This window comes from Leucobacter sp. WKLB1, from assembly GCF_059696215.1.
Genome location: NZ_AP046115.1, coordinates 1,410,668 through 1,431,642 on the forward strand (window position 1 = coordinate 1,410,668; position 20,975 = coordinate 1,431,642).

General features: G+C 68.9%; 20 protein-coding genes. 13 read left to right on the top strand and 7 right to left on the bottom strand.

Translation table 11 applies throughout. The features are described 5' to 3' along the window. Window positions 1-20: 20 nt before the first annotated feature. The 6 genes from ACZF5Y_RS06380 to ACZF5Y_RS06405 all read right to left on the bottom strand — a co-directional run bounded on the left by ACZF5Y_RS06380 (window position 21) and on the right by ACZF5Y_RS06405 (window position 6,093). The gene (locus tag ACZF5Y_RS06380) at window positions 21-947 is read right to left on the bottom strand and encodes an ABC transporter ATP-binding protein (protein ID WP_497534977.1); all 927 of its coding nucleotides are present in this window, start codon (window positions 945-947) and stop codon (window positions 21-23) included. Next, window positions 944-1,978, bottom strand: a complete 1,035-nt coding sequence (locus ACZF5Y_RS06385) for a FecCD family ABC transporter permease (RefSeq protein ID WP_497534978.1) — start codon at window positions 1,976-1,978, stop codon at window positions 944-946. Before ACZF5Y_RS06385 ends, ACZF5Y_RS06380 begins: the two co-directional genes overlap by 4 nt. After that, the gene (locus tag ACZF5Y_RS06390; protein WP_497534980.1) at window positions 1,975-3,027 is read right to left on the bottom strand and encodes a FecCD family ABC transporter permease; all 1,053 of its coding nucleotides are present in this window, start codon (window positions 3,025-3,027) and stop codon (window positions 1,975-1,977) included. The genes ACZF5Y_RS06385 and ACZF5Y_RS06390 overlap by 4 nt, the downstream gene beginning before the upstream one ends. Continuing rightward, on the bottom strand, window positions 3,028-4,095 hold the full coding sequence (locus ACZF5Y_RS06395) for an iron-siderophore ABC transporter substrate-binding protein (protein ID WP_497534981.1): 1,068 nt from the start codon (window positions 4,093-4,095) through the stop codon (window positions 3,028-3,030). A gap of 288 nt (window positions 4,096-4,383) precedes the next feature. After that, window positions 4,384-5,256: an AraC family transcriptional regulator gene (locus ACZF5Y_RS06400; protein ID WP_497534982.1), complete on the bottom strand. Its 873-nt coding sequence runs from the start codon at window positions 5,254-5,256 to the stop codon at window positions 4,384-4,386. A 75-nt stretch (window positions 5,257-5,331) separates the two neighbouring features. After that, window positions 5,332-6,093 carry an IclR family transcriptional regulator gene (locus tag ACZF5Y_RS06405; protein WP_497534983.1) on the bottom strand — a complete coding sequence of 254 codons (762 nt, stop codon included), beginning with the start codon at window positions 6,091-6,093 and terminating at the stop codon, window positions 5,332-5,334. Between the two features lie 203 nt (window positions 6,094-6,296). Between ACZF5Y_RS06405 and ACZF5Y_RS06410 the strand changes: the two genes are divergently transcribed. The 7 genes from ACZF5Y_RS06410 (at window position 6,297) to ACZF5Y_RS06440 (ending at window position 15,279) form a co-directional block, all read left to right on the top strand. Then, window positions 6,297-7,913 carry an ABC transporter substrate-binding protein gene (locus ACZF5Y_RS06410; RefSeq protein WP_497534984.1) on the top strand — a complete coding sequence of 539 codons (1,617 nt, stop codon included), beginning with the start codon at window positions 6,297-6,299 and terminating at the stop codon, window positions 7,911-7,913. Continuing rightward, the gene (locus ACZF5Y_RS06415) at window positions 7,910-8,851 is read left to right on the top strand and encodes an ABC transporter permease (protein ID WP_497534985.1); all 942 of its coding nucleotides are present in this window, start codon (window positions 7,910-7,912) and stop codon (window positions 8,849-8,851) included. The genes ACZF5Y_RS06410 and ACZF5Y_RS06415 overlap by 4 nt, the downstream gene beginning before the upstream one ends. After that, complete coding sequence (locus tag ACZF5Y_RS06420; protein ID WP_497534986.1) at window positions 8,851-9,897, top strand: ABC transporter permease; 1,047 nt, start codon at window positions 8,851-8,853, stop codon at window positions 9,895-9,897. The genes ACZF5Y_RS06415 and ACZF5Y_RS06420 overlap by 1 nt, the downstream gene beginning before the upstream one ends. Further along, window positions 9,894-11,264: an NtaA/DmoA family FMN-dependent monooxygenase gene (locus ACZF5Y_RS06425; RefSeq protein ID WP_497534987.1), complete on the top strand. Its 1,371-nt coding sequence runs from the start codon at window positions 9,894-9,896 to the stop codon at window positions 11,262-11,264. The genes ACZF5Y_RS06420 and ACZF5Y_RS06425 overlap by 4 nt, the downstream gene beginning before the upstream one ends. Further along, the gene (locus ACZF5Y_RS06430) at window positions 11,264-12,949 is read left to right on the top strand and encodes an ATP-binding cassette domain-containing protein (protein ID WP_497534988.1); all 1,686 of its coding nucleotides are present in this window, start codon (window positions 11,264-11,266) and stop codon (window positions 12,947-12,949) included. The genes ACZF5Y_RS06425 and ACZF5Y_RS06430 overlap by 1 nt, the downstream gene beginning before the upstream one ends. A gap of 29 nt (window positions 12,950-12,978) precedes the next feature. Next, window positions 12,979-14,310 (top strand): NtaA/DmoA family FMN-dependent monooxygenase, encoded by a 1,332-nt coding sequence (locus ACZF5Y_RS06435; RefSeq protein WP_497534990.1) that lies wholly within the window; start codon window positions 12,979-12,981, stop codon window positions 14,308-14,310. A 156-nt stretch (window positions 14,311-14,466) separates the two neighbouring features. Continuing rightward, window positions 14,467-15,279: a glycerophosphodiester phosphodiesterase family protein gene (locus tag ACZF5Y_RS06440; protein ID WP_497534991.1), complete on the top strand. Its 813-nt coding sequence runs from the start codon at window positions 14,467-14,469 to the stop codon at window positions 15,277-15,279. Here the strand turns inward: ACZF5Y_RS06440 and ACZF5Y_RS06445 are convergent. Then, window positions 15,276-15,872, bottom strand: coding sequence for an HPP family protein (locus tag ACZF5Y_RS06445; protein ID WP_497534992.1), 597 nt, complete (start codon window positions 15,870-15,872; stop codon window positions 15,276-15,278). The genes ACZF5Y_RS06440 and ACZF5Y_RS06445 overlap by 4 nt on opposite strands. Before the next feature lie 77 nt (window positions 15,873-15,949). On the opposite strand from ACZF5Y_RS06445, the gene ACZF5Y_RS06450 reads away from it, so the two are divergent. The 6 genes from ACZF5Y_RS06450 to phnE (ACZF5Y_RS06475) all read left to right on the top strand — a co-directional run bounded on the left by ACZF5Y_RS06450 (window position 15,950) and on the right by phnE (ACZF5Y_RS06475) (window position 20,974). Next, a complete protein-coding gene (locus tag ACZF5Y_RS06450) occupies window positions 15,950-16,615 on the top strand; it encodes an amino acid deaminase (RefSeq protein ID WP_497534993.1) in 666 nt (221 codons plus the stop codon). A gap of 82 nt (window positions 16,616-16,697) precedes the next feature. After that, window positions 16,698-17,399, top strand: coding sequence for an HAD family hydrolase (locus ACZF5Y_RS06455; protein ID WP_497534994.1), 702 nt, complete (start codon window positions 16,698-16,700; stop codon window positions 17,397-17,399). Between the two features lie 8 nt (window positions 17,400-17,407). Further along, window positions 17,408-18,421 carry a phosphate/phosphite/phosphonate ABC transporter substrate-binding protein gene (phnD, locus tag ACZF5Y_RS06460; protein WP_497534995.1) on the top strand — a complete coding sequence of 338 codons (1,014 nt, stop codon included), beginning with the start codon at window positions 17,408-17,410 and terminating at the stop codon, window positions 18,419-18,421. Between the two features lie 50 nt (window positions 18,422-18,471). Continuing rightward, a complete protein-coding gene (gene phnC / locus ACZF5Y_RS06465; RefSeq protein ID WP_497534996.1) occupies window positions 18,472-19,323 on the top strand; it encodes a phosphonate ABC transporter ATP-binding protein in 852 nt (283 codons plus the stop codon). Then, window positions 19,320-20,132 carry a phosphonate ABC transporter, permease protein PhnE gene (gene phnE / locus ACZF5Y_RS06470; RefSeq protein ID WP_497534997.1) on the top strand — a complete coding sequence of 271 codons (813 nt, stop codon included), beginning with the start codon at window positions 19,320-19,322 and terminating at the stop codon, window positions 20,130-20,132. The genes phnC and phnE (ACZF5Y_RS06470) overlap by 4 nt, the downstream gene beginning before the upstream one ends. Further along, window positions 20,129-20,974, top strand: coding sequence for a phosphonate ABC transporter, permease protein PhnE (gene phnE / locus ACZF5Y_RS06475; RefSeq protein ID WP_497534998.1), 846 nt, complete (start codon window positions 20,129-20,131; stop codon window positions 20,972-20,974). The genes phnE (ACZF5Y_RS06470) and phnE (ACZF5Y_RS06475) overlap by 4 nt, the downstream gene beginning before the upstream one ends. The last annotated feature ends 1 nt before the right edge of the window (window position 20,975 follow it).

Sequence of the window (20,975 nt, forward strand, 5' to 3'; positions counted from 1 at the left end):
GGCCGCGTGCGTTGTGGGCGTCAGCTGAGCGTGCCCGTCTTGGTTCTCGCCTCGGCGACAGCTGCGGTCTTGGTGCTCGCATCGGCGAGTGCTGCGGCGTCGGTGCTCGCGGTGCCGACGAACACTGCGCCGTCGACCTGCGCCGCGTCGCGCACGTGGTGCCGCCCCCGCGGCAGCATCAGCGGCCGGCCTGATACGGGGTCGGCGACGATCGTGCTCGCCATACCAAAGACCGACGCGACGAGTGCCTCGGTGAGTACCTCATCGGGGGCGCCGGCTGCGTGCACCGTGCCGTCGGCGATCGCGACGAGGTGGTCGGCATACCGTGCGGCGAGGTTGAGATCGTGCAGCACCATGACGATGGTCGTGCCGCGCGAGCGGTTGAGATCGGTGAGCAGGTCGAGCACCTCGACCTGGTGCGAAACATCGAGAAACGTGGTCGGTTCGTCGAGCAGCAGCACGTCGGTTCGCTGCGCGAGCGCCATCGCGATCCACACGCGCTGCCGCTGACCGCCCGAGAGCTCGTCGACGGCGCGGTCGGCGAGCGCAAGCGTGTCGGTGGCCTCGAGTGCCTCGGCGACCGCGGAGTCGTCGTCGTGACTCCACCGCGCGAAGCGGCTCTGATGCGGATTGCGCCCGCGGCCGACGAGGTCGGAGACCGTGATGCCCTCGGGGGCGATCGGCGACTGCGGCAGCAGGCCGAGCGTACGCGCGAGCTCCTTGGCGCGCATCCGGTGCACAGAGGCGCCGTCGAGCAGCACCTGGCCCTCGCGCGGCGCGAGCAGTCGCGACATTGCGCGCAGCAGTGTCGACTTGCCGCTCGCGTTGGCGCCGACGATCACGGTGATCTTGCCGGGAGGCACGGTCAGACTGAGGCCGGTGATGACCTCGCGGTCGCGGTAGCCCAGCGAGACGGCGTCGACGTCGAGGGTGTGGTCGATCGTCACAGCGATCCTCCTGCGCGGTTGGTGCGAATGATGAGATAGACGAGATACGGGGCGCCGAGCGCTCCGGTGATCACGCCCACGGGGTAACGGGTATCGAACGCGAACTGACCCACGAAGTCGGCGACCAGCACGAGCAGCGCGCCGACGAGTCCTGCGGGAGTCAACGGCGAGCCATATGGCCCGATGATGCGCACGGCGATCGGCCCGGCGAGGAACGCGACGAAGGCGATGGGCCCGGCAGCGGCGGTCGCGAACGCGATGAGCCCGACGGCGGCGACGATGAGCAGGATGCGGGTGCGCTCGCTGCGCACGCCGAGCGCCGAGGCGGTGTCGTCGCCGAGCTGCAGCAGTGACAGGTTTCGCGCTTGTGCGTAGAGCAGGGGTGCGAGCACGACGAACGCGATGAGCACGGGCGCGACGTCTTGCCAGCGCGCGCCGTTGAGGCTGCCCGACAGCCAGCGCATTGCCTCTTGCAGCTCCCACTGCGGCGCCTTCTCAAGCACGTACGACGTCACCGAGTCGAGCATGGCGGCGATCCCGATGCCGATGAGGATGAGTCGGGTGCCTGCGACCCCGCGACGGAACGCGAGGAGGTAGATGGTGAGCGCGACGATCAGCCCGACCGCGATCGCGAACGTCGACACCCGTGCGCCGGTGAGCCCGAGGATGATGATGGCGAACGCGGCTGCCGCGCCGGCGCCCGAGGTGATGCCGATGATGTCGGGGCTCGCGAGCGGGTTGCGCAGCATGGTCTGGAAGGTGACGCCGCCGAGCCCGAAGCAGAGCCCCGCAATGAGGGCGAGCACGGCGCGGGGCAGGCGCAGGCGCCCGACCGTGAACGATGCGCCCGGCACGTCGTGTCCGAGCAGCACGCCGAGCACGTCGGGCGTGGAGTAGACGGTGCGGCCGAGGTGCAGGCTCACGATGAAGACGGCGGCGATCAGGATCGCCAGTGCGGCGATGACCAGGCCGCGACGGCGGCCCCGCGTGCGGCGCTGCGTCGCCACAGCGGTGATGGCACTCGTACTCATAGCTCTCGAATCCTTTGCCGGCGCACGATCCAAATGAAGACGGGGGCGCCGATGAGTGCGGTGATGATGCCGACGTCGATCTCGTCGGGTCGGGCGATGACGCGGCCGACGACGTCGGCGGCGGTGAGCAGCGCGGCTCCGATGACGGCGGAGAACGGCACGAGCCAGCGGTAATCGACCCCGACGAGCAGGCGGCACGCGTGCGGCACGACGAGCCCGACGAATCCGATGGGGCCCGCGACGGCGGTGGCAGCTCCGCAGAGCAGCACCGCACCGAGTGCGCCGACGCCACGGATCACCGCGACGCGCTCGCCGAGACCGGAGGCGAGCTCGTCGCCGAGCGCGAGCGCGTTGAATGAGCGGGCAGAGAGGATGCAGATGAGCGCGCCGACCGCGAGAAAGGGGAGCACTTGCATGATGGGCTCGAAACTCGCCCCGCCGACGCCGCCGATATGCCACGAGCGCACGCCGCCCGCGATGTCGCCGCGGGGCAGCACGACCGCGCTGATGAACGAGGCGGCCGTCGCGGACGTTGCCGCGCCGGCGAGCGCGAGCTTCAGGGGAGTGGCCCCGCCGCGGCCGAGCGATCCGACGATGTAGACGAATGTTGCGGCTACTGCCGCGCCGAGAATCGCGACCCAGATGAACGCGGTGAACTGGTACATCGCGAACCACGCCATGCCGATGACGACGGCGAGCGAGGCGCCCATGTTGACGCCGAGCAGCCCGGGGTCGGCGAGCGGGTTGCGGGTCACGCCCTGCATGGCAGAGCCCGCGAGACCGAGTGCGGCACCGACCAAGATCGCGAGCGTGGTGCGCGCGATGCGTTTCGACACCGCAGCGGCGCCGAGCCCGTCGACTGAACCGGTGAACGCCGCGCGAATGTCATCAAGGTTCACGGCACGCGAGCCGACGACCACGGAGAGCACGGAGAGGCCGGCCAGCACCGCGATCGCCGCGACGAGCCAGAGCACGCGAACGCGGTTCGGCCGCCGCACGATGGCGACGGCCGAACCGGGGCCCTGCGGTCCGCGTGTGAGAACGCTCAATTACTCGGCAGACTTCGCGGTCTTGCCCGCGAGCGCATCGTCGAGCTGTGTGACGTAATCGTCGAGCACCCACGAGATCGAGAGCGGGGTCGGGTTCGCCGCGGTGCCCATGGGGCCGGAGCCGTCGAGGAAGACGATCGCGCCGTTCTTGACCGCGGGCATCTGCGACAGCAGCGGGTCGGCCTCGAGCGTGTCGACCAGTTCCTGGTCGCCGTAGGTCACGATGAGGTCGACGTCGTCGAAGCGATCGACCTGCTCGGCGCTGATGCTGCCGGAGAACTCGCCCGACTTCGATGCCTCGACGACGGCCGCGGGCTCGGTGAGTCCGAGATCGGTGAAGAACGCCGCTCGGGTGTCGTTCGAGGTGTAGAAGTTGACCGTGCTGAGGTCGGTCGTGTCGACGTGCGTCACGAACATCGTTGAGGCGCCGGCCAGGTCGGGATGCTTCGCGACGGTCTCGTCGATCTCGTTCTCGAGTGAGTCGATGAGTTCATCGCCGGCTTCTTCGAGGCCCATGCCGAGAGCGTTGTACCGAATCACGTCTTTCCACGACGTCGACCACGGTGCCTCGGGGTAGGCGACGACCGGTGCGATCTCGCTGAGGGTGTCGTAATCCTCCTGCGTCAGGCCGGAGTACGCGGCGAGAATGACGTCGGGGTTCGTGTCGGCGACGGCCTCGAAGTCGATGCCATCGGTTTCGTCGAAGAGTACCGGTGTGTTGGCACCGAGTTCGTCGAGGCGATCCTCGACCCAGGGCAGCACGCCGTTGCCGTCATCGTCACCCCAGTCGGCGCTGGCCATGCCCACGGGCACGACGCCGAGCGCGAGCGGAACCTCCTGATTGGCCCAGTTGACCGTCGCAACGCGCTCCGGTGCCTCGTCGAGGGTGATCGTGCCGAGTGCGTGTTCGATGGTGAGCGGGAATTCGTTCGTCGGCGTGGGGGCCTCGATGACGGAATCCGACGCCGCATCGGTGGCCGATGAGCCGGATGCGCACGAGGTGAGCGTGAGCAGCGCCGCGCCGGCGAGGGCGGCAGCCGTGAGCAGTCGACGGGGTGAAGCAGACATGGGTAGGGAACCCGCTTTCGGTGGGGGACATGACAATGCCCTCCGGCCCGGCGCGCTGCCCGTGCAGGCCGCGGTGCACGTTGCCCGGAGTCGGGCGCATGTGTGCTCTGCGGGTGATTGCCGGGGCGATCCGAGCTGCTGAGGGAAGGCTTGGCTTCATCATATGAACTCGCGGGCGGGTGGCGCAATCGCGAGAAAGTGACTCGGGATCGCGCAAAATGGACACGTGGTGTGCGCGTCGAGGCGATGCGGCTGCCGGGTGCCAGTGCCCGTCGCTCGCCGCTGCGGTCAGTCGCCGACGAACCCGCGCGCCTGGCTGGGCGTGATACCCGTGGTGCGACGGAACGCCGCCCCGAACGCGCTGACCGAGGCGTAGCCCGCGCGATCCGCCACCTCGTCGACCGGCAGGCCGTCGCTCAGCAGCAGCATCGCCCACCGCGCCCGCACCGAAGCCAGCCAGGCGGTATAGCCATGACCGGTTTCGGCAATGAAGGCGCGGGCGATCGTGCGCTCGCTGACGCCGGCGTTCGCCGCCCATGTTCCGAGCCGCGGCGCCTCGCCCGGAGCATCGAGTACCGCGCGCGCGATCGGGGTGAGGAGTGCGCTCGTCGGAATGCGCACCGTCAGGCTCGCGCGGGCCGGAGCGAGCACGTCGCGCACCATCGTCTCGGTGAGGCGGCGCGACTCGGGGGTGAGTTCGGGGCTGGTGTGGGCGCTGGAGTTGGTGGTGTGTTGTCCGCCGGTCGCGAGGCGCTCGAGCAGCAGCCGCAGGAGCGGGGTCATGTCGAGCGCCACCGGTTCGGGCCCGTAGGACGCGAAAGTGCGGATGTCGAAGTGTGCGGTTCTGTACACGGTGCCGCTCGGGGCGTGCCCGGTGTGCAGAGTGCCTGCGGGGATCCAGAGCCCGACCTGTTGCCCGATGGTCCAGCTGCGACCATCGACGGTGGCGACGGACATACCGCGATCGTTCCACAGGATCTCGTGGGTGGGGTGGGAGTGCGGCTCCCAGTAGGTGTCCGCGGTCAGCGCCTCGGTCGTGCCGTGGTACCCGAACGGCGTGCTGAGCTCGCCCGCCTCAAAGCTTGGCAGCTCCCGTCGCTCGATCGCCGCCGCCGTGCGCGGGGAGCGTGGGCCTGCCGGGCGAGGGGAGCGAGTGGTCACGGCAGCGACGTTACCAAACGCGGCGGTGATGGGGCGTGGTGGCGATGGGGCGGCGCTGCGAGCATCGCCGCGGTGCTACAGCAGCGGTGGAGTCAGGCTGCCGGCGGCGCGCTGCAGCACCTGCACCGCGTGGGCGACGAATTCGTCGTCGAACCGCGCGGCGTCGCCGTAGGTCGAGAAGGCTGCGGTGACCTCGCCCGTCGCGTTGAAGATGGGCACGCCGATTGCGGTGCTCCCGTCCACGCGTTCGTTGTGCAGCATCGAGTACCCGCGTTCGCGCGTGAGCTCGAGGTCGGCCCACAGCTCGTCGGCGTGCGTGATGGTGTGCTCGGTGTAGCGGCGATACGGTTCAGGCCCGACGTCGTTCCAGTCGAGCGCGCCGAACGCGAGAAACGCCTTGCCCAGCACGCAGGCGTGCGGGGGGCCGCCGAGCACCTCGGTCTCGGTGCTGGTGTGCTCCCGGTCGCCGGTGTAGCGCAGCAGCACGAACGCTTTGCCGTCGGTGGGGATGCCGAAGCTGGTGCCCTCGCCGAGCGTTTCGCGGATTCCCGCGAGTGCGTGCGCCGCGCGCGAATTGGCGAAGCGCGAGATCGCTACCCGGCCGACAACGGCGGCGCCGAGACTGAGCCGGTAGCTGGTGTCGGTGAGCGACTGCTCGAGCATGCCCTCGTCGACGAGGGTGCGCACAAGTCGGTGCACGGTGCTCTGGCCCAGCCCGGTGCGTTCGGAGAGTGAGCTGATGCGGTGCGCGTTGCCGTCTTGAAACTGGCGCAGGATGCCCAGGGCTCGTGACACGGACTGAATGCCGCCGCGTGTGCCGGCCTCTGCTGTGCTCACGTGATCCTTCCCCGGGCGAGTGTTCCGTATTGACAGTAGCGCGACACGCGGCCGTGCGCGTCGCCTGGGATTGAGCATGGCGCAGATTTCGGACCAGATCTCTCTATTGCGGAATAATACGCCCAAAAATTCCCTAATGTGGATTATAAGGGTACGTTATGCCGCATCGCGAGATCCGCGACCCCCGACGGAAAGAACGGCACATGACCATTTCCAGGCCATCGACGCGCATCGCGTTCGCCGCGGCAGCGTTCGCTGCTGCCGCGCTCGCACTCACGTCGTGCGCGTCGTCCAGCGGCGCCGCCCCATCCGCGAACGCGGACTCCCTCCGCGTCGATATCGCGACGCCTCCCGCCTCCCTCGACCCCGCGGCTGTGTGCTCCATTGAGGATCTCGGCCTGCTTTCGGACGTCTACCCAACCCTCACGCAGTACGCGGTTGCCGACGACACCGCCGGGACCCAGCAGGTGCTGAGCTCGACCGAGGTCGAAGGAAACCTCGCCGAGTCGTGGACGGTGTCCGACGACGGCCTGACCTACACGTTCAAGCTGCGCGATGCGAAGTTCGCGAGCGGCAACCCCATCACCTCCGAAGTCGTCAAGTGGTCGTGGGAGCGTGCGATCGCGCTCGGCTCCTGCGGGGCTAGCTTCAGCAAGGGCGGCAGCGCCTCCGAGCTCGTGTCGATCGACACCCCCGACGATCACACGGTGGTGACGACGCTCGGCGCCCGGAACCCGGACTACCTGCTCGCGCTGACCTCCTCGGGAGCGGCGATTGTCGATCAGCAGGCGGTCGAGGACGCAGCCGATACGGTCGACGCTCAGAACGAGTGGCTCGCCAGCCACTTCGCCGGTGGAGCGGCGTACAACGTCGATGCGTACGAGCCCGGAAGCACCCTCAGCCTGTCGGCGAACTCGAACTGGTGGGGCGCCAAGCCCAAAGCGGCGAAGGTCGACGTCAGCTTTGTGAGCGACGACGCGGCACTGCTGCTGCGCGCGCGCAACGGCGAGTCCGACGTCACGCTCGGACTCACGAAGCAGTCCGTCGCGAGCCTCAAGGACAACGACGCTGTCTCGATCATCGACCACCCTGCGGCGGCCTGGCAGATCATCGGGCTTCCGAACCAGGTTGCGCCCTTCGACAACGCGAAGTTCCGCGAGGCGCTGACCTACGCGACGCCGCAGCAGGACCTGGTCGATCAGGTCGCCAAGGGCTACGGCGAGGCGTACTACGGGCCGTTCTCGCCGGCGTTCCCGGCCTACAACGCATCGCTGTCGGAGCCGCGCGAGTTCGACCTCGCGAGAGCGAAGGAACTCATCGCCGAATCGGGTGCCCAGCTCCCGGTCAAGATCGATGCGTACGTCCGCGAGGGCGTCAACGATCAGAAGCAGATCGCGACGATCGTGCAGGATTCCTGGAAGCAGCTCGGCGTCGAACTGAACGTGGTGGAGCTGTCGGCGGCCGAGTACCAGAATGCGGCGGGCGCCGAGAAGAAGGAATGGGTCATCATTCGCTTCGATGGCCCCTCGGTCGTGACGCCGAGCTGGCTGGCCTCGTATGACATTCTCTGTGGCCAGCCATATAACCAGAGCAACTACTGCAACCCGAAGGTCGACCAGCTCGTCACCGACGCGGCATCCGCGACGACTGACGAGGAACGGCAGCAGTACTGGGATCAGGTGACCGAGCTCTGGAACGCCGATTCTCCGCGCGCCATCGCCTTCGCGCAGAACTTCACCGCGGTGCTCGGCACTGACGTCGACTCGTACGTCTACGGCCAGAACAACATTCCCTTCCATCTGTGGAGCAAGTCTTCATGACGAACCCTGCCGGAGCAATGCGGGAGCTGACGGTCGCCGTCCGCTCCCGCGGGCTCCTGCTTCCGCTCGGCATCCTGGCGGTGCTCGTTATTGCTGCGGTCATCGGTCCGTGGGTCTGGCCGCACGATCCGCTCACGACGAATCTTGCCGAGAGTCTGCTGCCGCCCACCACGGCTCACCCGATGGGGACCGACGCGAGCGGACGCGACGTGCTGGCGCGATTTCTCGCGGGTGCCCGAATCTCGCTGATCGCCGGGGTCGCCGTCGTGGTGGCATCAGGGCTCATCGGCACGGCGCTCGGCGTCGTTTCGGCACGGAGCGGCGTCATCGTCGACAACGTGCTGATGCGACTGCTCGACATCGTGCTCGCGTTCCCGCAGCTCATCCTCGCGATGGCGATCGCGATCGCCCTGGGACGCGGGGTTCCGGCGGCGATCGTGGGAGCGGCGCTCGGGTGCATTCCGGTGACGGCGCGGCTCGTGCGCTCCGAATTGCTGCAGATCTCGCAGCTCCCCTTCATCACCGCTGCCGAGACCTCGGCGCTCCCGCGATGGCGGATCGTGCTGCACCACCTCCTGCCGCACGCCCGACCCACGCTGGTCGTGCAATCGGCCGCCGTCTTCGGCTCGACCATCATCACCCTGGCGGCGCTCGGCTTCGTCGGGCTCGGCGCACAGGTGCCGCTTCCGGAGTGGGGATCGATGATCGCCGAGGGGCTGCAGTACTCGCTGACCGGGGCGTGGTGGATCGTCGCCTTCCCGGGCATCGGGCTGTTCCTCGCCGTGGCGGGGGCCAACATTCTCGCGGATCGGATCTCGGCTCACGGCGATCTCGCTGTCTCCGCTCCTGCTCCAGCCGCTTCCCCTTCGACGACCCCCGTGACGGCGTCAAGCGCAGCCCCCTCCGCAGCCTCCAACGCATCGAACGGGGCTCGATAATGAAGGCCGCCGTCTCGCGCATCGCGACCGCGCTGATCGCCATCGTCGGCGCGTCGCTGCTCGCCTTCTTCCTGTTGCGCGTCGCCCCGGGCGATCCCGTCGCGCTGGTGCTCGGCCCGTTCGCGACGGACGAGGCGAAAGTCACGCTCCGCGAACAGATGGGCCTCGACCTGCCGGTCTGGACGCAGTACCTCAGGTACATCGGCGGCATCTTCCGCGGAGACTGGGGCTATTCCTACACGCTCGGCGTCGACGTGCGAACGCTGTTCGCAGACCGCCTCCCCGCGTCGATCGAGCTCGCCCTGGCCGCGTCGCTGTTCGCAGTGGTCGCCGCCGGGCTGACCGCGCTCCTGCAGGTGGTGTCGCAGCGCCGGTGGCTGCGTCGCACCGTCGACGCCGTGAACCTCGTCGGGCTCAGCCTGCCCCAGTTCTGGCTCGCGCTGCTGCTCATCGTCGGATTCTCAGAGGTGCTCGGTTGGCTGCCCGGATCGAGCGGGCGTCTGTCGACCGGCGTGCTCGAACCCCCGCATGTCACGGGCCTCTTCACCGTCGATGCGATCCTCGCCGGCGACTGGGCCTCGTTCTCTGACGCGGCCGCGCACCTTGCGCTGCCCGCGATTGCGCTCGGTCTCTACTCGATGGCGTTCCTCTCCCGGGTCTTCGCGGCGAATCTCCGCGTGGCAGCCGGGCGCCCGTTCGTCGACATCGCCATCGCGCGGGGGCTCACCCGTCGTCACGCGATCCTGCGCCATGCCGTGCCGAACGCCGCAATCACCTCGCTCACCGCGGCCGGCATTCTCGTCGGGCTGCTGATGACCGGTGGCGTGCTCGTCGAAGGCATCTTCTCGTGGCCCGGGATCGGGGCCTCGGTGACGTCGGGCATCCAGTCGCAGGATTTCTCGACGGTCCAGGCGTATGTGCTCTTCAGCGCGGTCGTCTTCGTGATCATCAACCTCGCGATCGAACTCATCATTCTGCGCATCGACCCGCGCGTGCGAGATTCCGCCGCGCTTCAGCCCACCCCATCATCGAAGGACGCCTCATGACTCGCTCCCGACTGCTCTTCAACGGGTTCACCCAGCTCGTTCCCTCGCACCTCACGCACGGACTCTGGCGATCGCCCTGGGGCCGCACTCACAACTTCAACGATCTCGACACCTGGATCGATATCGCTCGCACGCTGGAAGACGCGAAGTTCGACGGGCTGTTCCTCGCGGACCATCTCGGCATCGGCGGCAAGTACGCCGACAGCTACGACATCCACGTCGAACAGGGCATCTGCTTCCCCGACAACGACGCGGTCGTGCTGGCCTCGGCGCTGATCGCGGTAACCTCGAACCTGTCGCTGAGTTTTACGAGCTCGCTGATCCAGAACCACCCATTCGAGTTCGCGCGACTCGCGTCGACCGTGGATCACCTGTCGAAGGGGCGTGCGGGGTGGAACATCGTCACCTCGGCGCTCGAGAACTCGTACAAGAACGTCGGGTTCGATGAGATCCCGACGCACGCCGAACGCTACGCGCGCGCGGACGAGTTCCTCGAGGTCGTCTACAAGCTGTGGGAGGGGTCGTGGGCCGATGACGCGGTGCAGCGCGACGTCGAGCGCGGCGTCTACGCCGACCCCGGCAAGGTATTCAAGATTAACCACCGGGGGCCCCTCTACAGCGTCGAGGGCCCCCACCTGTCCGAGCCGTCCCCGCAGAAGGTGCCGTTTCTGTATACGGCCGGCATGTCGGAGTCGGCGCACCGTCTCGCGGCGAAGCACGCCGAAGGCCTGCTCATCAACGCCAACGGGCCCGCGAAGGGTGCGGGCGTCGTGGCCCGTGTTGGCGCGTACCTCACGGAGTACGGGCGTGAGCGCGGCGACCTGAAAATCTTCCAGAACCTGAAGTTCGTCGTCGGCAGTAGCGGGGAGGAGGCGCATCGCAAATACGCGGAGCTGCTGAGCTGGGTACACCCTGCGGGCGCCGCCGCTCAGGCCGGCGGGATACTGGGCTTCGACCTCGGAAAGTACGACCCGGACGAGCCCCTCGACGTCGAACAGGCCTCGGGCTTCCTCGGCACCTTCGGCGCCGCCGCTTTCGCGCCGGGCCAGACGCACACCACCATCAACAAGATCTTGTCGCAGTCGGGCACCGCACCGATCGTGGGCACCCCCGAGCAGATCGCCGACGAGATCGAGGCCTGGGCCGATGCCGGCGTCGACGGCATCAATGTCGCCGACTACCTGTTCAACGGGTCGTTCCACGACTTCACGGAGCAGGTCACGCCGATTCTGCAGGAACGCGGACTCGCCCAGCGCGAGTACGCACCGGGAACCTTCCGCGATAAAGCGTTCGGCGCGGGGCCGCACCTCAACGAGCGGCACCCGGCAGCGGCCTACCGCGGAGCCTTCACGGAGAATCTGCACTGATGCGCGGCGAGGCGGTGTTGCGGGTGTCGGGGCTCGACGTGTCGTACGGTACGACGCACGAACGCTCCGGCGCGCGGGTGCTCTACGGGGTTGACCTCGCTGTGCACCGCGGCGAACGCGTCGCGGTCGTGGGGGAGTCGGGGTCTGGGAAGTCGACGCTCGCCCGCGCGATTCTCGGGATGCTGCCCGCTGGCGGCATCGTCGAGGGCGGCACCGTGCACGTGCTCGACCACGAACTCGGTGCGGCGGGTGAGCACGCGTGGCGGCACCTGCGCGGTGATCGGATCGGCTACATTCCGCAGGATCCGCACGGCAGCTTCGATCCGCTCATGCGGGTGGGCGAGCATGTCGCCGAGGCGATCCGTGCGCACCGACGCACCGGGCGCGCGGAGCGACGGCGCGCGGTCGAGCACGCGCTGCAGCACGCCGGTCTGCCCGACGCCCAGCGTGCGGCTCGCGCCCACCCGCACCAGCTCTCCGGGGGAATGCGGCAGCGCGCGCTCATCGGGGCCTCCCTGGTGAACGCGCCCGACCTGCTGATTGCCGACGAACCCACATCGGCGCTCGATGCGACGGTGCAGCAGCGCATTCTCGAACACCTCGACGCGCGCGTACTCGAGGACCGCGTCGGCGCGCTCATCATCACGCACGATTTCGGCGTCGTCGCGCGTCACGCGGATACCGTCGTCGTGTTGGAGCGCGGGCGCGTCGTCGAAACGGGGCCGGTGCGCGAAGTGCTCGCGAATCCGCAGCACGCTTACACGCGTGCGCTCCTTGAGGCGATTCCGGGCGGGCGCGAGCGCAGCTCGATGCGAGCATCGCGGATCGCGGCCGGCTCGGTTGCGGGCGACCCGGACGCAGCGGGCAGCGCTGACGCAGTGGGCACCACTGACTCAGCGGGCACCGCACACAGCGCCGCCGCAGCGAATACAGCCCCCTGGGTGCACGCGACCGGGATCTCGCACACCTACCCCGGTGCGGCGTCGCCCGCGCTGCACCCCGCAACGGTTGCGATCGGTCGCGGTCGCACGCTCGCGGTCGTGGGGGAGTCGGGATCGGGCAAGAGCACACTCGGACTCATCGTCCTGGGTACCCTGGTGCCCAGTTCCGGGCAGGTCACGGTGGGCGGCGCATCGTTGCGCGGGATCGCCGGGCGCAGGTCGCGTGCCCTGCGACGGCGGGTGCAGGCCGTCTTCCAAGATCCGGGGAGCTCCCTCGACCCGCGGTACACAGTCGAGCGCACGCTGCTCGAACCGCTCGTCGCCGCTCGCATCGGCACCGCACGCGAGCGAGCCGAGCTGGTGCGCAGCACCCTCGCGTCAGTGGGGCTCGCGGAAGACTTGCTGGGCGCACGCAGCGGCGCGCTCTCGGGCGGGCAGTGCCAGCGCGTGGCGCTCGCGCGGGCCCTCATCGTGTCACCCGACGTGCTCATCTGCGACGAGCCGGTGTCGGCGCTCGACGTGATCGTGCAACGGCAGATCCTCGACCTGCTCGTGCGCATCCAGCGCGAACGCAACCTCACGCTCCTCTTCATCTCGCACGACCTCGGCGTCGTACGCGAAGTGGCCGACGAGGTCATCGTGATGCGGCACGGGCGCATCGTCGAGCACGCACCCACCGAGCAGCTGTTCACGCACCCCGAGCACGCGTACACGCAAGAACTCATCGCCGCCGCGCATCACTGAGCGCGCCGAGACAAGGAACCCTCCCGCACATGACCCGCGACACCATCGTCATCGGCCTCGGCACCTGGGGTGTCGGGCACTTCCAACCCACGCTCTGGAAAGACCCTCGCGTGCCCGTCGACGCGAGCATTAGTTTCGACTTCTACCGGCGATGGGCGGCGCTCGGGGAGGCCGGCCTGCTCGACTTCCTCTTCCTCGCCGACAGCCAGTTCATCACGCACCATTCGCCGAACCACGAGATCAACCGCCTCGAGCCCTTCACCCTGCTCTCGGCGCTCGCCCCCATCACCCAGCACATCGGACTCGTCGGCACCGCATCGACGACCTACAACGCGCCCTTCAACCTTGCGCGCCGCTTCGCCTCGCTCGAACTCATCTCGGGCGGACGTTCCGGGTGGAACGTCGTCGCCGGGCGCGACTCGGGCACCGCAGCGAACTTCGGGCAGTCGGCGCACGCCGATCACGACACGCGCTATCGCATGGCGCTCGAGCACGTGCGCGTCGTGCAGGGGCTTTGGGACTCGTTCGAAGACGGCGCTTTCCCCGCGGACCTCGACACGGGCAGGTTCTTCGATCCTGACAAGCTGCACCGGCTCGACCACAGCGGCGAGTTCTACTCGGTCGCCGGGCCGCTGAGCGTGTCGCGCTCGCCGCAGGGGCAACCCGTGCTGTTTCAGGCCGGCGGGTCGGAGCAGGGGCGCGAGTTCGCGGCGACGATCGCGGAGGGGGCGTTCGCGGCGGTGCGCACGTTCGAAGAATCCGCGGCGTACTACGTCGACATCAAACAGCGCGCCGCGGCCCGGGGGCGGCACCCCGACTCCGTGCTTCTGCTGCCCTGGGTGACGCCCACGGTCGCGGCGACGACGGAGGAGGCGCTCGAGCTGGCACGGCATCATTTCGAGGAAGATCACCAGTTCGCCTACCTCCTGGCGCAGTTCGGTCGCGACTTCCACTGGCACGACTTCTCCGCTTACGACCCCGACGCCCCGTTCCCCGATCTCTCGGACCAACCGGAACTTGTCACACTGCCGCAGGCGATCGCGCTCGTCGACCGCGCGCGACGCGAGAGGCTGACGCTCCGTGAGGCCGTGCTGTCGAGCTCGGGTGCGACGACGTTCCGTGCGCCGGCGTTCACCGGGTCGGCCGAGCACGTGGCGGACGAACTCGAGCGCTGGTTCCGTGGTCGGGCGCTCGACGGCATCAAGGCCGTCTTCCGCACCGAAGACGATATCCGCGCGTTCACGGAAGGCGTGGTGCCGATCCTGCAGCAGCGTGGCCTGTTCCGCACCCGATATGAGCACACCACCCTGCGCGGCAACCTCGGCTTGGAGGTCCCCGACAACCGCTACGCGCGCCGCTGAGCGGCGCGGCACACCCCACTACCTCAAGATCGGGGTAACTTCGGACCAGTGCAGCGCTCCAAAACCGCGACCGAACCGGTCCAAAGTTGCCCCAATCGCAGTGTCGGCGCGGGAGGCAGGGCAGCACCGCCGCAGCGCCCGCGGTACGGTGAACCCATGCCGCACTCGACGCCGCCGCACGCGCGCACCCCGCACCCGTACTTCGTCGGGGCGCGCCATCCGCGCGTCATTGCGCACCGGGGATTCGTGGCTGCCGAACTCGCCGCGCAGGGCGTCGCCGAGAACACTCGCGCCGCATTCGCTGCCGCGCTCGCCGCCGGGGCAGACCTGCTTGAGACCGACTGCCACCTCACGTGCGACGGTGTCGTCGTGCTCGCCCACGACGCCGACCTTGGCCGCGTCACGGGCGATCCACGCCTGATCACCGAGGTCGATGTTGCCGAGCTCGCGGACATCTTCGCCGACCGTGGTGGCCTGCTCACGCTCGAGCAGGCGCTCGCAGAGTTCCCCGACGCGCACTGGAACATCGACGTCAAGGCGGCCGCAGTCGCGGTGCCGCTCGGACGCATCGTCGCCCCGCACGCCGGGCGCGTGCTGGTCACGAGCTTCTCCGAGACGTTTCGTCGCGCGGCGATCGCGGCTGCGAGCTCGGAGCGGCCCGCGACGCTGCCCGCCACGTCGCCGGGTCGGGGCGCGCTCATCCGGGTGCTGCTCGCGGTGGCGCTCGGCTCGCGACGGCTCGCCGCGCGTGCGCTGGCGGGCTTCGATGCGCTGCAGATTCCCGAGCGGCAGGGGGCGATTCGCGTGCTGAGCCCGCGCCTCATCGCGGCGGCGCACACGAACGGCGTCGAGGTGCACTTCTGGACGATCAACGATGCCGCGACGATGCGCCGGTTGATGGCACTCGGGGTCGACGGTGTGGTGTCGGATCGCACGGACGTCGCCGTCGCAGCGCTGCGGGGCGGCTAACTCTCGGCGCTGGGAAGGGTCGTGCGGGAGTTCTGCGCGAGCTGCGTGGTCTCTTCGGCGTCGGCCGCAGCGCGATGGCGCTCGGCTTCAGCCCGCACGAGTGCTCGATCGCGGTGGCGGGCTACCGCCGAGAATGCAGCGCGGTAGAGCGCGCCGCCGAACGCGATGATGCCCGCGCCGCCCAAGATCAGCGGAACCAACTGCCACCAGTGCTCATCGGCGAGCATGATGGCGATCGGGGTGCCGCCGGCCGGCGGGTGTGTCATGCGCAGTGCCGCCATTACCGCGAGAGCGACGCCGACGGCGACCCCCAGGCTCCACGGGGCGATAGGCAGCACGAGGCTCGCCCCGATGCCGACGGCCGCGGCGATGATGTGGCCGCCCAGCACGTTGACGGGTTGCGACAGGGGTGAATCGGGCAGCGTGAAGACCAGTACGCATGACGAGCCGAATGCCGCGACCAGCAGCGGGTGCCCGAGCGTGCCGCCGTACACGCTGATGAGGGCGACCACTGCGGTGGCGGTGAGCGCGCCGAAACCGATGCGCAGCCACGGAACACGTGCCTGCGAGCGGACGAAGAATGAGAGGAACATGGGTAGCACCCACTGTACCGTCGCAATTGGGCAGTGGCCGGGCGGCAACCGCGCACGCGACATGGCATCATCGTGGGGTGATCGACGCCCGCCAGACTCCGCCCGGCCGCGCATTCGTGCCCGACCTCGCGTTCGTGCTCGAATGCGTACGCGACGATGCGGCGGCCGGGCGGCTCGCCGACTGGGGCCGATCGACGGTAATCGACGAGCACACGAGCGTGGCCTCGTTCAGTCGCGAACTCTTCGAGACGCTGCACGCTGCCGCGGGCATCTCAGCGGAGTTCCCGATCGGCAACGCCGGCGTCATGCACGTCTATGGGTACTGGTTCTCGGAGGTGCCGACGCCGTTCGGCTTCAAGCGCGACCGCTGGCTGCACGGCGAGGTGGCGCGGGCATTCGGGCTCGCGCCTGATGCGTTCCACCTCACGCGCGGAGCCATCGACGACTCGACGCCGCTGCAGCGCCTGTCGCAGGTCGCGCTGCCGGCGCTGCGCGAGCCCGCACCGGGCACGCCAGAGGGGAACGCGCTGATCGGCGACCGTGCGAGTCGCGTCGTGTTCGTCGGTGCCGAATCGGCGAGCGAATCTGGCGGATCGTCGGCGCTGATCTACGGCATCGCGCCCGTCGCAGGCGATCCGTTGCAGCTCATCACGGCGTTCCCGTTCGGCGGCGATGTCGAGGCGCTGATCGCCGAATTCGAGGGCGAACCCACCGCGCGTTGGAATGCCGCCATCGACTCGTAACGGTCTGTTCATGCGCTGATGGCCGTTTCGTCCAAATCGCTCCGTAACTTTGGATGCATCGTCCAAACATCGAGGAGCGCACATGGCACCGAGTATCGTATTCGACTTCGACGGCACCCTCGCCGTCGGCCACGGGCCAGTGCGCGCCTATGCGCACTGCGTCGCCGCGGCCGCCGCAGCCGGGTACCTCGAACGAGTCGAAGCCGAGCTCGCTCGCTACGACGCGGGAGACAGCGCCTTCCGCGACGGCTACGACATCGTCGGATCGCTCGCAGTCGCCGACGGTGTCACCGCAGAGGGGGCACAGCGCGCGTACGCCGAGAGCCGGGAACTGCTCGGTACTGAGCAGGCACCCGTCGACGGTGCAGAGGGTCTCGACAGCATGCTCGAGACGCTGGGGCGCTCCGCGCGTCTGATTCTCGCGACGAACGCTCCCGAGCCCGGCATCGACCGCGTACTCGCGTCGTGGGGCGTGCAGCACCGATTCGACGAGCGTCACTTCACCGTCGGCAAACCCGCCGGGCTCGCGCCGCTCGTCGAGCGACTCCTCGCCGACGGTCCGGTGCTCGCGATCGGCGATATCGCCGAATACGACCTCGTTCCGGCGATCGCCCTCGGCGCGGATACCGCGCTCGTGGGCGCGACCGCGGCGACCTCCACTGTTCCGGTGACGATGCGCGGAGCCTCGCTCGCGCAGGTGCGCACCGAGATCGAAACCTGGGCCGCACTTGCGGCTTCCAGCACCTCCGCGCCGCTCGGCGCGGGATCCGGCATCGAAAGGTAACCCCACCCATGCGTTCATCCGTTCTCGCAATCGGCGCACTGACCGTCGCCGCGCTCGGTCTCGCGGGCTGCAGCGCCAGCGACTCCTCGGCGTCGGCCACCGACGAAGCGCAGGCCTGGCCCGACTCCATCACGGTGTCGCTCGTTCCCTCGGTCGAGGGCGAAGATCTCGCCGAGGCGCTCGACCCGCTGACGACGTACCTCTCCGACGGTCTCGGCATCGAGGTCGAGGGCGTGGTCGCGAGCGACTACGCCGCGACGGTCGAGGCGCTCGGGGCCGACCAGGCTCAGGTCGTCATCACCGACGCCGGCTCGCTCTATCAGGCAATGAACCAGTACGACGCACAGCTCGTGCTGCGCGACGTGCGCTTCGGGGCGACCTCGTACGCCTCGGTCGCGTACACCAATAACCCCGACAAGTACTGCGAGACCGCGCCGGTCAAGGCGACGTACGCCGCGAGCGACATCGAGCTCTCGTACTGCAACGGCATCGAAGAGGCAGGCACGGACGCGACCGGCCAGGGCGCAGCCGGCATCGACGCCCTGAAGAAGATCTCGAAGGGCACGAAGGTTGCGCTGCAGGCTGCGACCTCGCCCGCCGGCTACCAGTACCCGGTCGTCGCCATGCGCGACGCGGGCATCGACACCGACGCCGATATCTCGCAGGTGCCGGTCGAGGGCAACAACAACGCCGTGCTCGCGGTGGCGAACGGCGACGCCGAGGTCAGCTTCGGCTACTGGGACGCGCGCACCACGGTCACCGCCGAGGCGCCCGATGTCGCCGACACGGTGACCGCGTTCGCGTACACCGAGATGATCCCCAACGGTGGCGTCGCGGTCTCGAACACCCTCCCCGCCGACCTCGTCGAGCAGCTCACGAAGCTGATGGACGACTACGCGGATTCCTCGGACGTGGCGAAGACCGTGATGTTCGACCTCGTCGGCCTCTCGGACTGGACCAGCGAGACGGCTGAGGACGAGATCTCGCGCTACGGCGAGATCCTCACGCAGTTCGCGAACTGACGTCGCGGCAGCGCGGCACACTACCACACGCAGGAGCACGAAGCACTTCGATGACACACTCACTCGATGAGCACCGCGGGGCGAGCGGTCGGCAGACGCCGGCCGCCGCCTCGTGGCGCATCGCCCTCGACGGGGTCTCCGTCACCTACCCGAACGGCACTCGTGCCCTGCACGACGTGTCGCTGACCATTGAGCCAGGTGAGATGGTCTCGATCGTCGGGCTGTCGGGATCGGGCAAGTCCACACTGATTCGCACGATCAACGGCCTCGTCGGCGCAACCGGCGGAACCGCGACGGCGGGCAGTGTCACCGTCGGCCCGCACCGCATCTCCGAGCTCCGCGGTCGCGCGCTGCGCGAGGCGCGCGGGCACATCGGCATGATCTTCCAGGCGTTCAACCTCGCCGAGCGCACGAGCGTGTACCGCAACACCCTCGTCGGTCGCTTCGCGCACTCGCCCGCGTACCGCACGCTGCTCGGACTCCCGAGCGCCGAGGATCGCGATATCGCGCTGCGGGCGCTCGACTCCGTCGGCATCCTCGACAAGGTGTGGGTGCGCGCCGGCTCGCTCTCGGGCGGCCAGAAACAGCGCGTCGCGATCGCCCGCGCGCTGTCGCAGCAGCCGAGCGTCATGCTCGCCGATGAGCCCGTCGCGAGTCTCGACCCGCCCACCGCGCACGCCGTGATGGCCGACCTCGAGCGCATCAACGCCGAGCGCGGCCTGACCGTGCTCGTCAACATCCACCTCATGGATCTCGCGCGCCAGTACACGACCCGCATGATCGGGCTGCGCGACGGCCGCGTCGTCTACGACGGGCCCGCGGCTTCGGCGACCGACGCCGACTTCGAACAGATCTACGGCCGGCCGATCCAACCCCGCGACCGACTGGGGTCGCAGGCATGACGAGCGTGGGTGACAGGCATCTCGACGTGCCGCCGCGACCGCGCCACACGCTCCGCACGGCGATGATCATCGCGGCCGTGCTCGCGTTCACCGTGCTCACGTGCGTGCCGGCGATCGGCGGCATCGAGCTCGATCTCGCGGCGATTGCGAAGAACTGGCGCAACGGCGTGACGAAGCTCGTGCAGTTGGCCCAGCCCAATTTCGCCTTCCTGCCGCGCACCTGGGCGCCACTGGTCGAAACGCTGCAGATGGCTCTCGTGGGAGCGGCCGCTGCGGCCGTGTGCTCGATCCCGCTCACTCTCTGGGCTGCGGCACCCACCAACCCGAACCGGGTCACGCGCGGGCTCGTGCGCACCCTCAACAACATCAATCGCGCGGTGCCAGACCTCGTTTTCGCCACCGTGCTGGTGGCGATGGTCGGGGTCGGCGCGCTGCCCGGTGTGGTGACGCTCTTCCTGTTCAACATCGGCATCGTCGTGAAGCTCGTCTCGGAGGCGATCGATGCGGCGGATCACCGCTACATGGAGGCCGGCCGCGCCGCGGGTGGCACGCAGTTCCAGATCAACCGCGCCACCGCGCTGCCGCAGGCGTGGCCGCTGTTCGCGAACCAGTGGCTCTACGCACTCGAACTCAACGTGCGCATCTCGGCCATTCTCGGCATCGTCGGCGCGGGCGGCATCGGGCGCCTGCTCGACGAACGCCGCGGGTTCTATGCCTACTCCGATGTCTCGGTCATCATCCTCGAGATCCTCGTCGTCGTGATCGCCATCGAAGTGCTCTCCAACGTCATCCGCCGAAGGCTCGTATGACCGCATCGCTCGACACTCGGCCCTTGACTGGCGCTGCCGCCCAGGCGTACGCGCCGCTGCAGTTGCCGGCCCGACCGTCGCGTCTCGCACCCACGGCGTGGGCGGTGATCGCGGGGGTGGTGATCCTCGTCGCCGGGGGCACGCTGCAGATCACCTGGAGCGACCTTCCCGCCGTGCCCGGGCAGATCGCGCACTACCTCGAACTCATGTTCGCGTCGCCCAACTGGGAGAAGCTGCCGCGGGCGCTCTTCGAGACCTGGCGGTCGATCTCGATGGCGTGGATCGGCGCCATGCTCTGCGTCATCGTGTCGGTGCCGCTCGGCATGCTCGCCGCGCGCTCCGTCGGCCCGGCGTGGCTGCGCGCGCTGCTGCGCGGGGTGTTCGCCGTGATCCGTGCCGTGCCCGAGGTGATCATTGCGCTCGTGCTGCTCACCGTGACCGGCCTGACGCCGCTCACCGGCGCTCTCGCGCTCGGCATCGCGGGCATCGGCACCCAGGGCAAGTGGGTGTACGAGACGGTCGAGTCGGCGCACGAGGGGGCGTCCGAGGCAGTGCGCGCCGCGGGCGGATCGACCGCCGAGGTGACCCGCTGGGCGATCTGGCCCGCCGTCGCTCCGGCGCTGCTCTCGTTCGCGCTGTACCGCTTCGAGATCAACATCCGCACCTCCGCCGTGCTCGGTCTCGTCGGGGCGGGCGGCATCGGAAGTATGCTGTCGAACTACACCAACTATCGGCAGTGGGACACGGTGGGAATGCTCTTGATCGTCGTCATCGTGGCGACGATGCTCATGGATACGATCTCGGGCGCGATTCGTCGCCGGATCATGAACGGAAGCAGGTAAC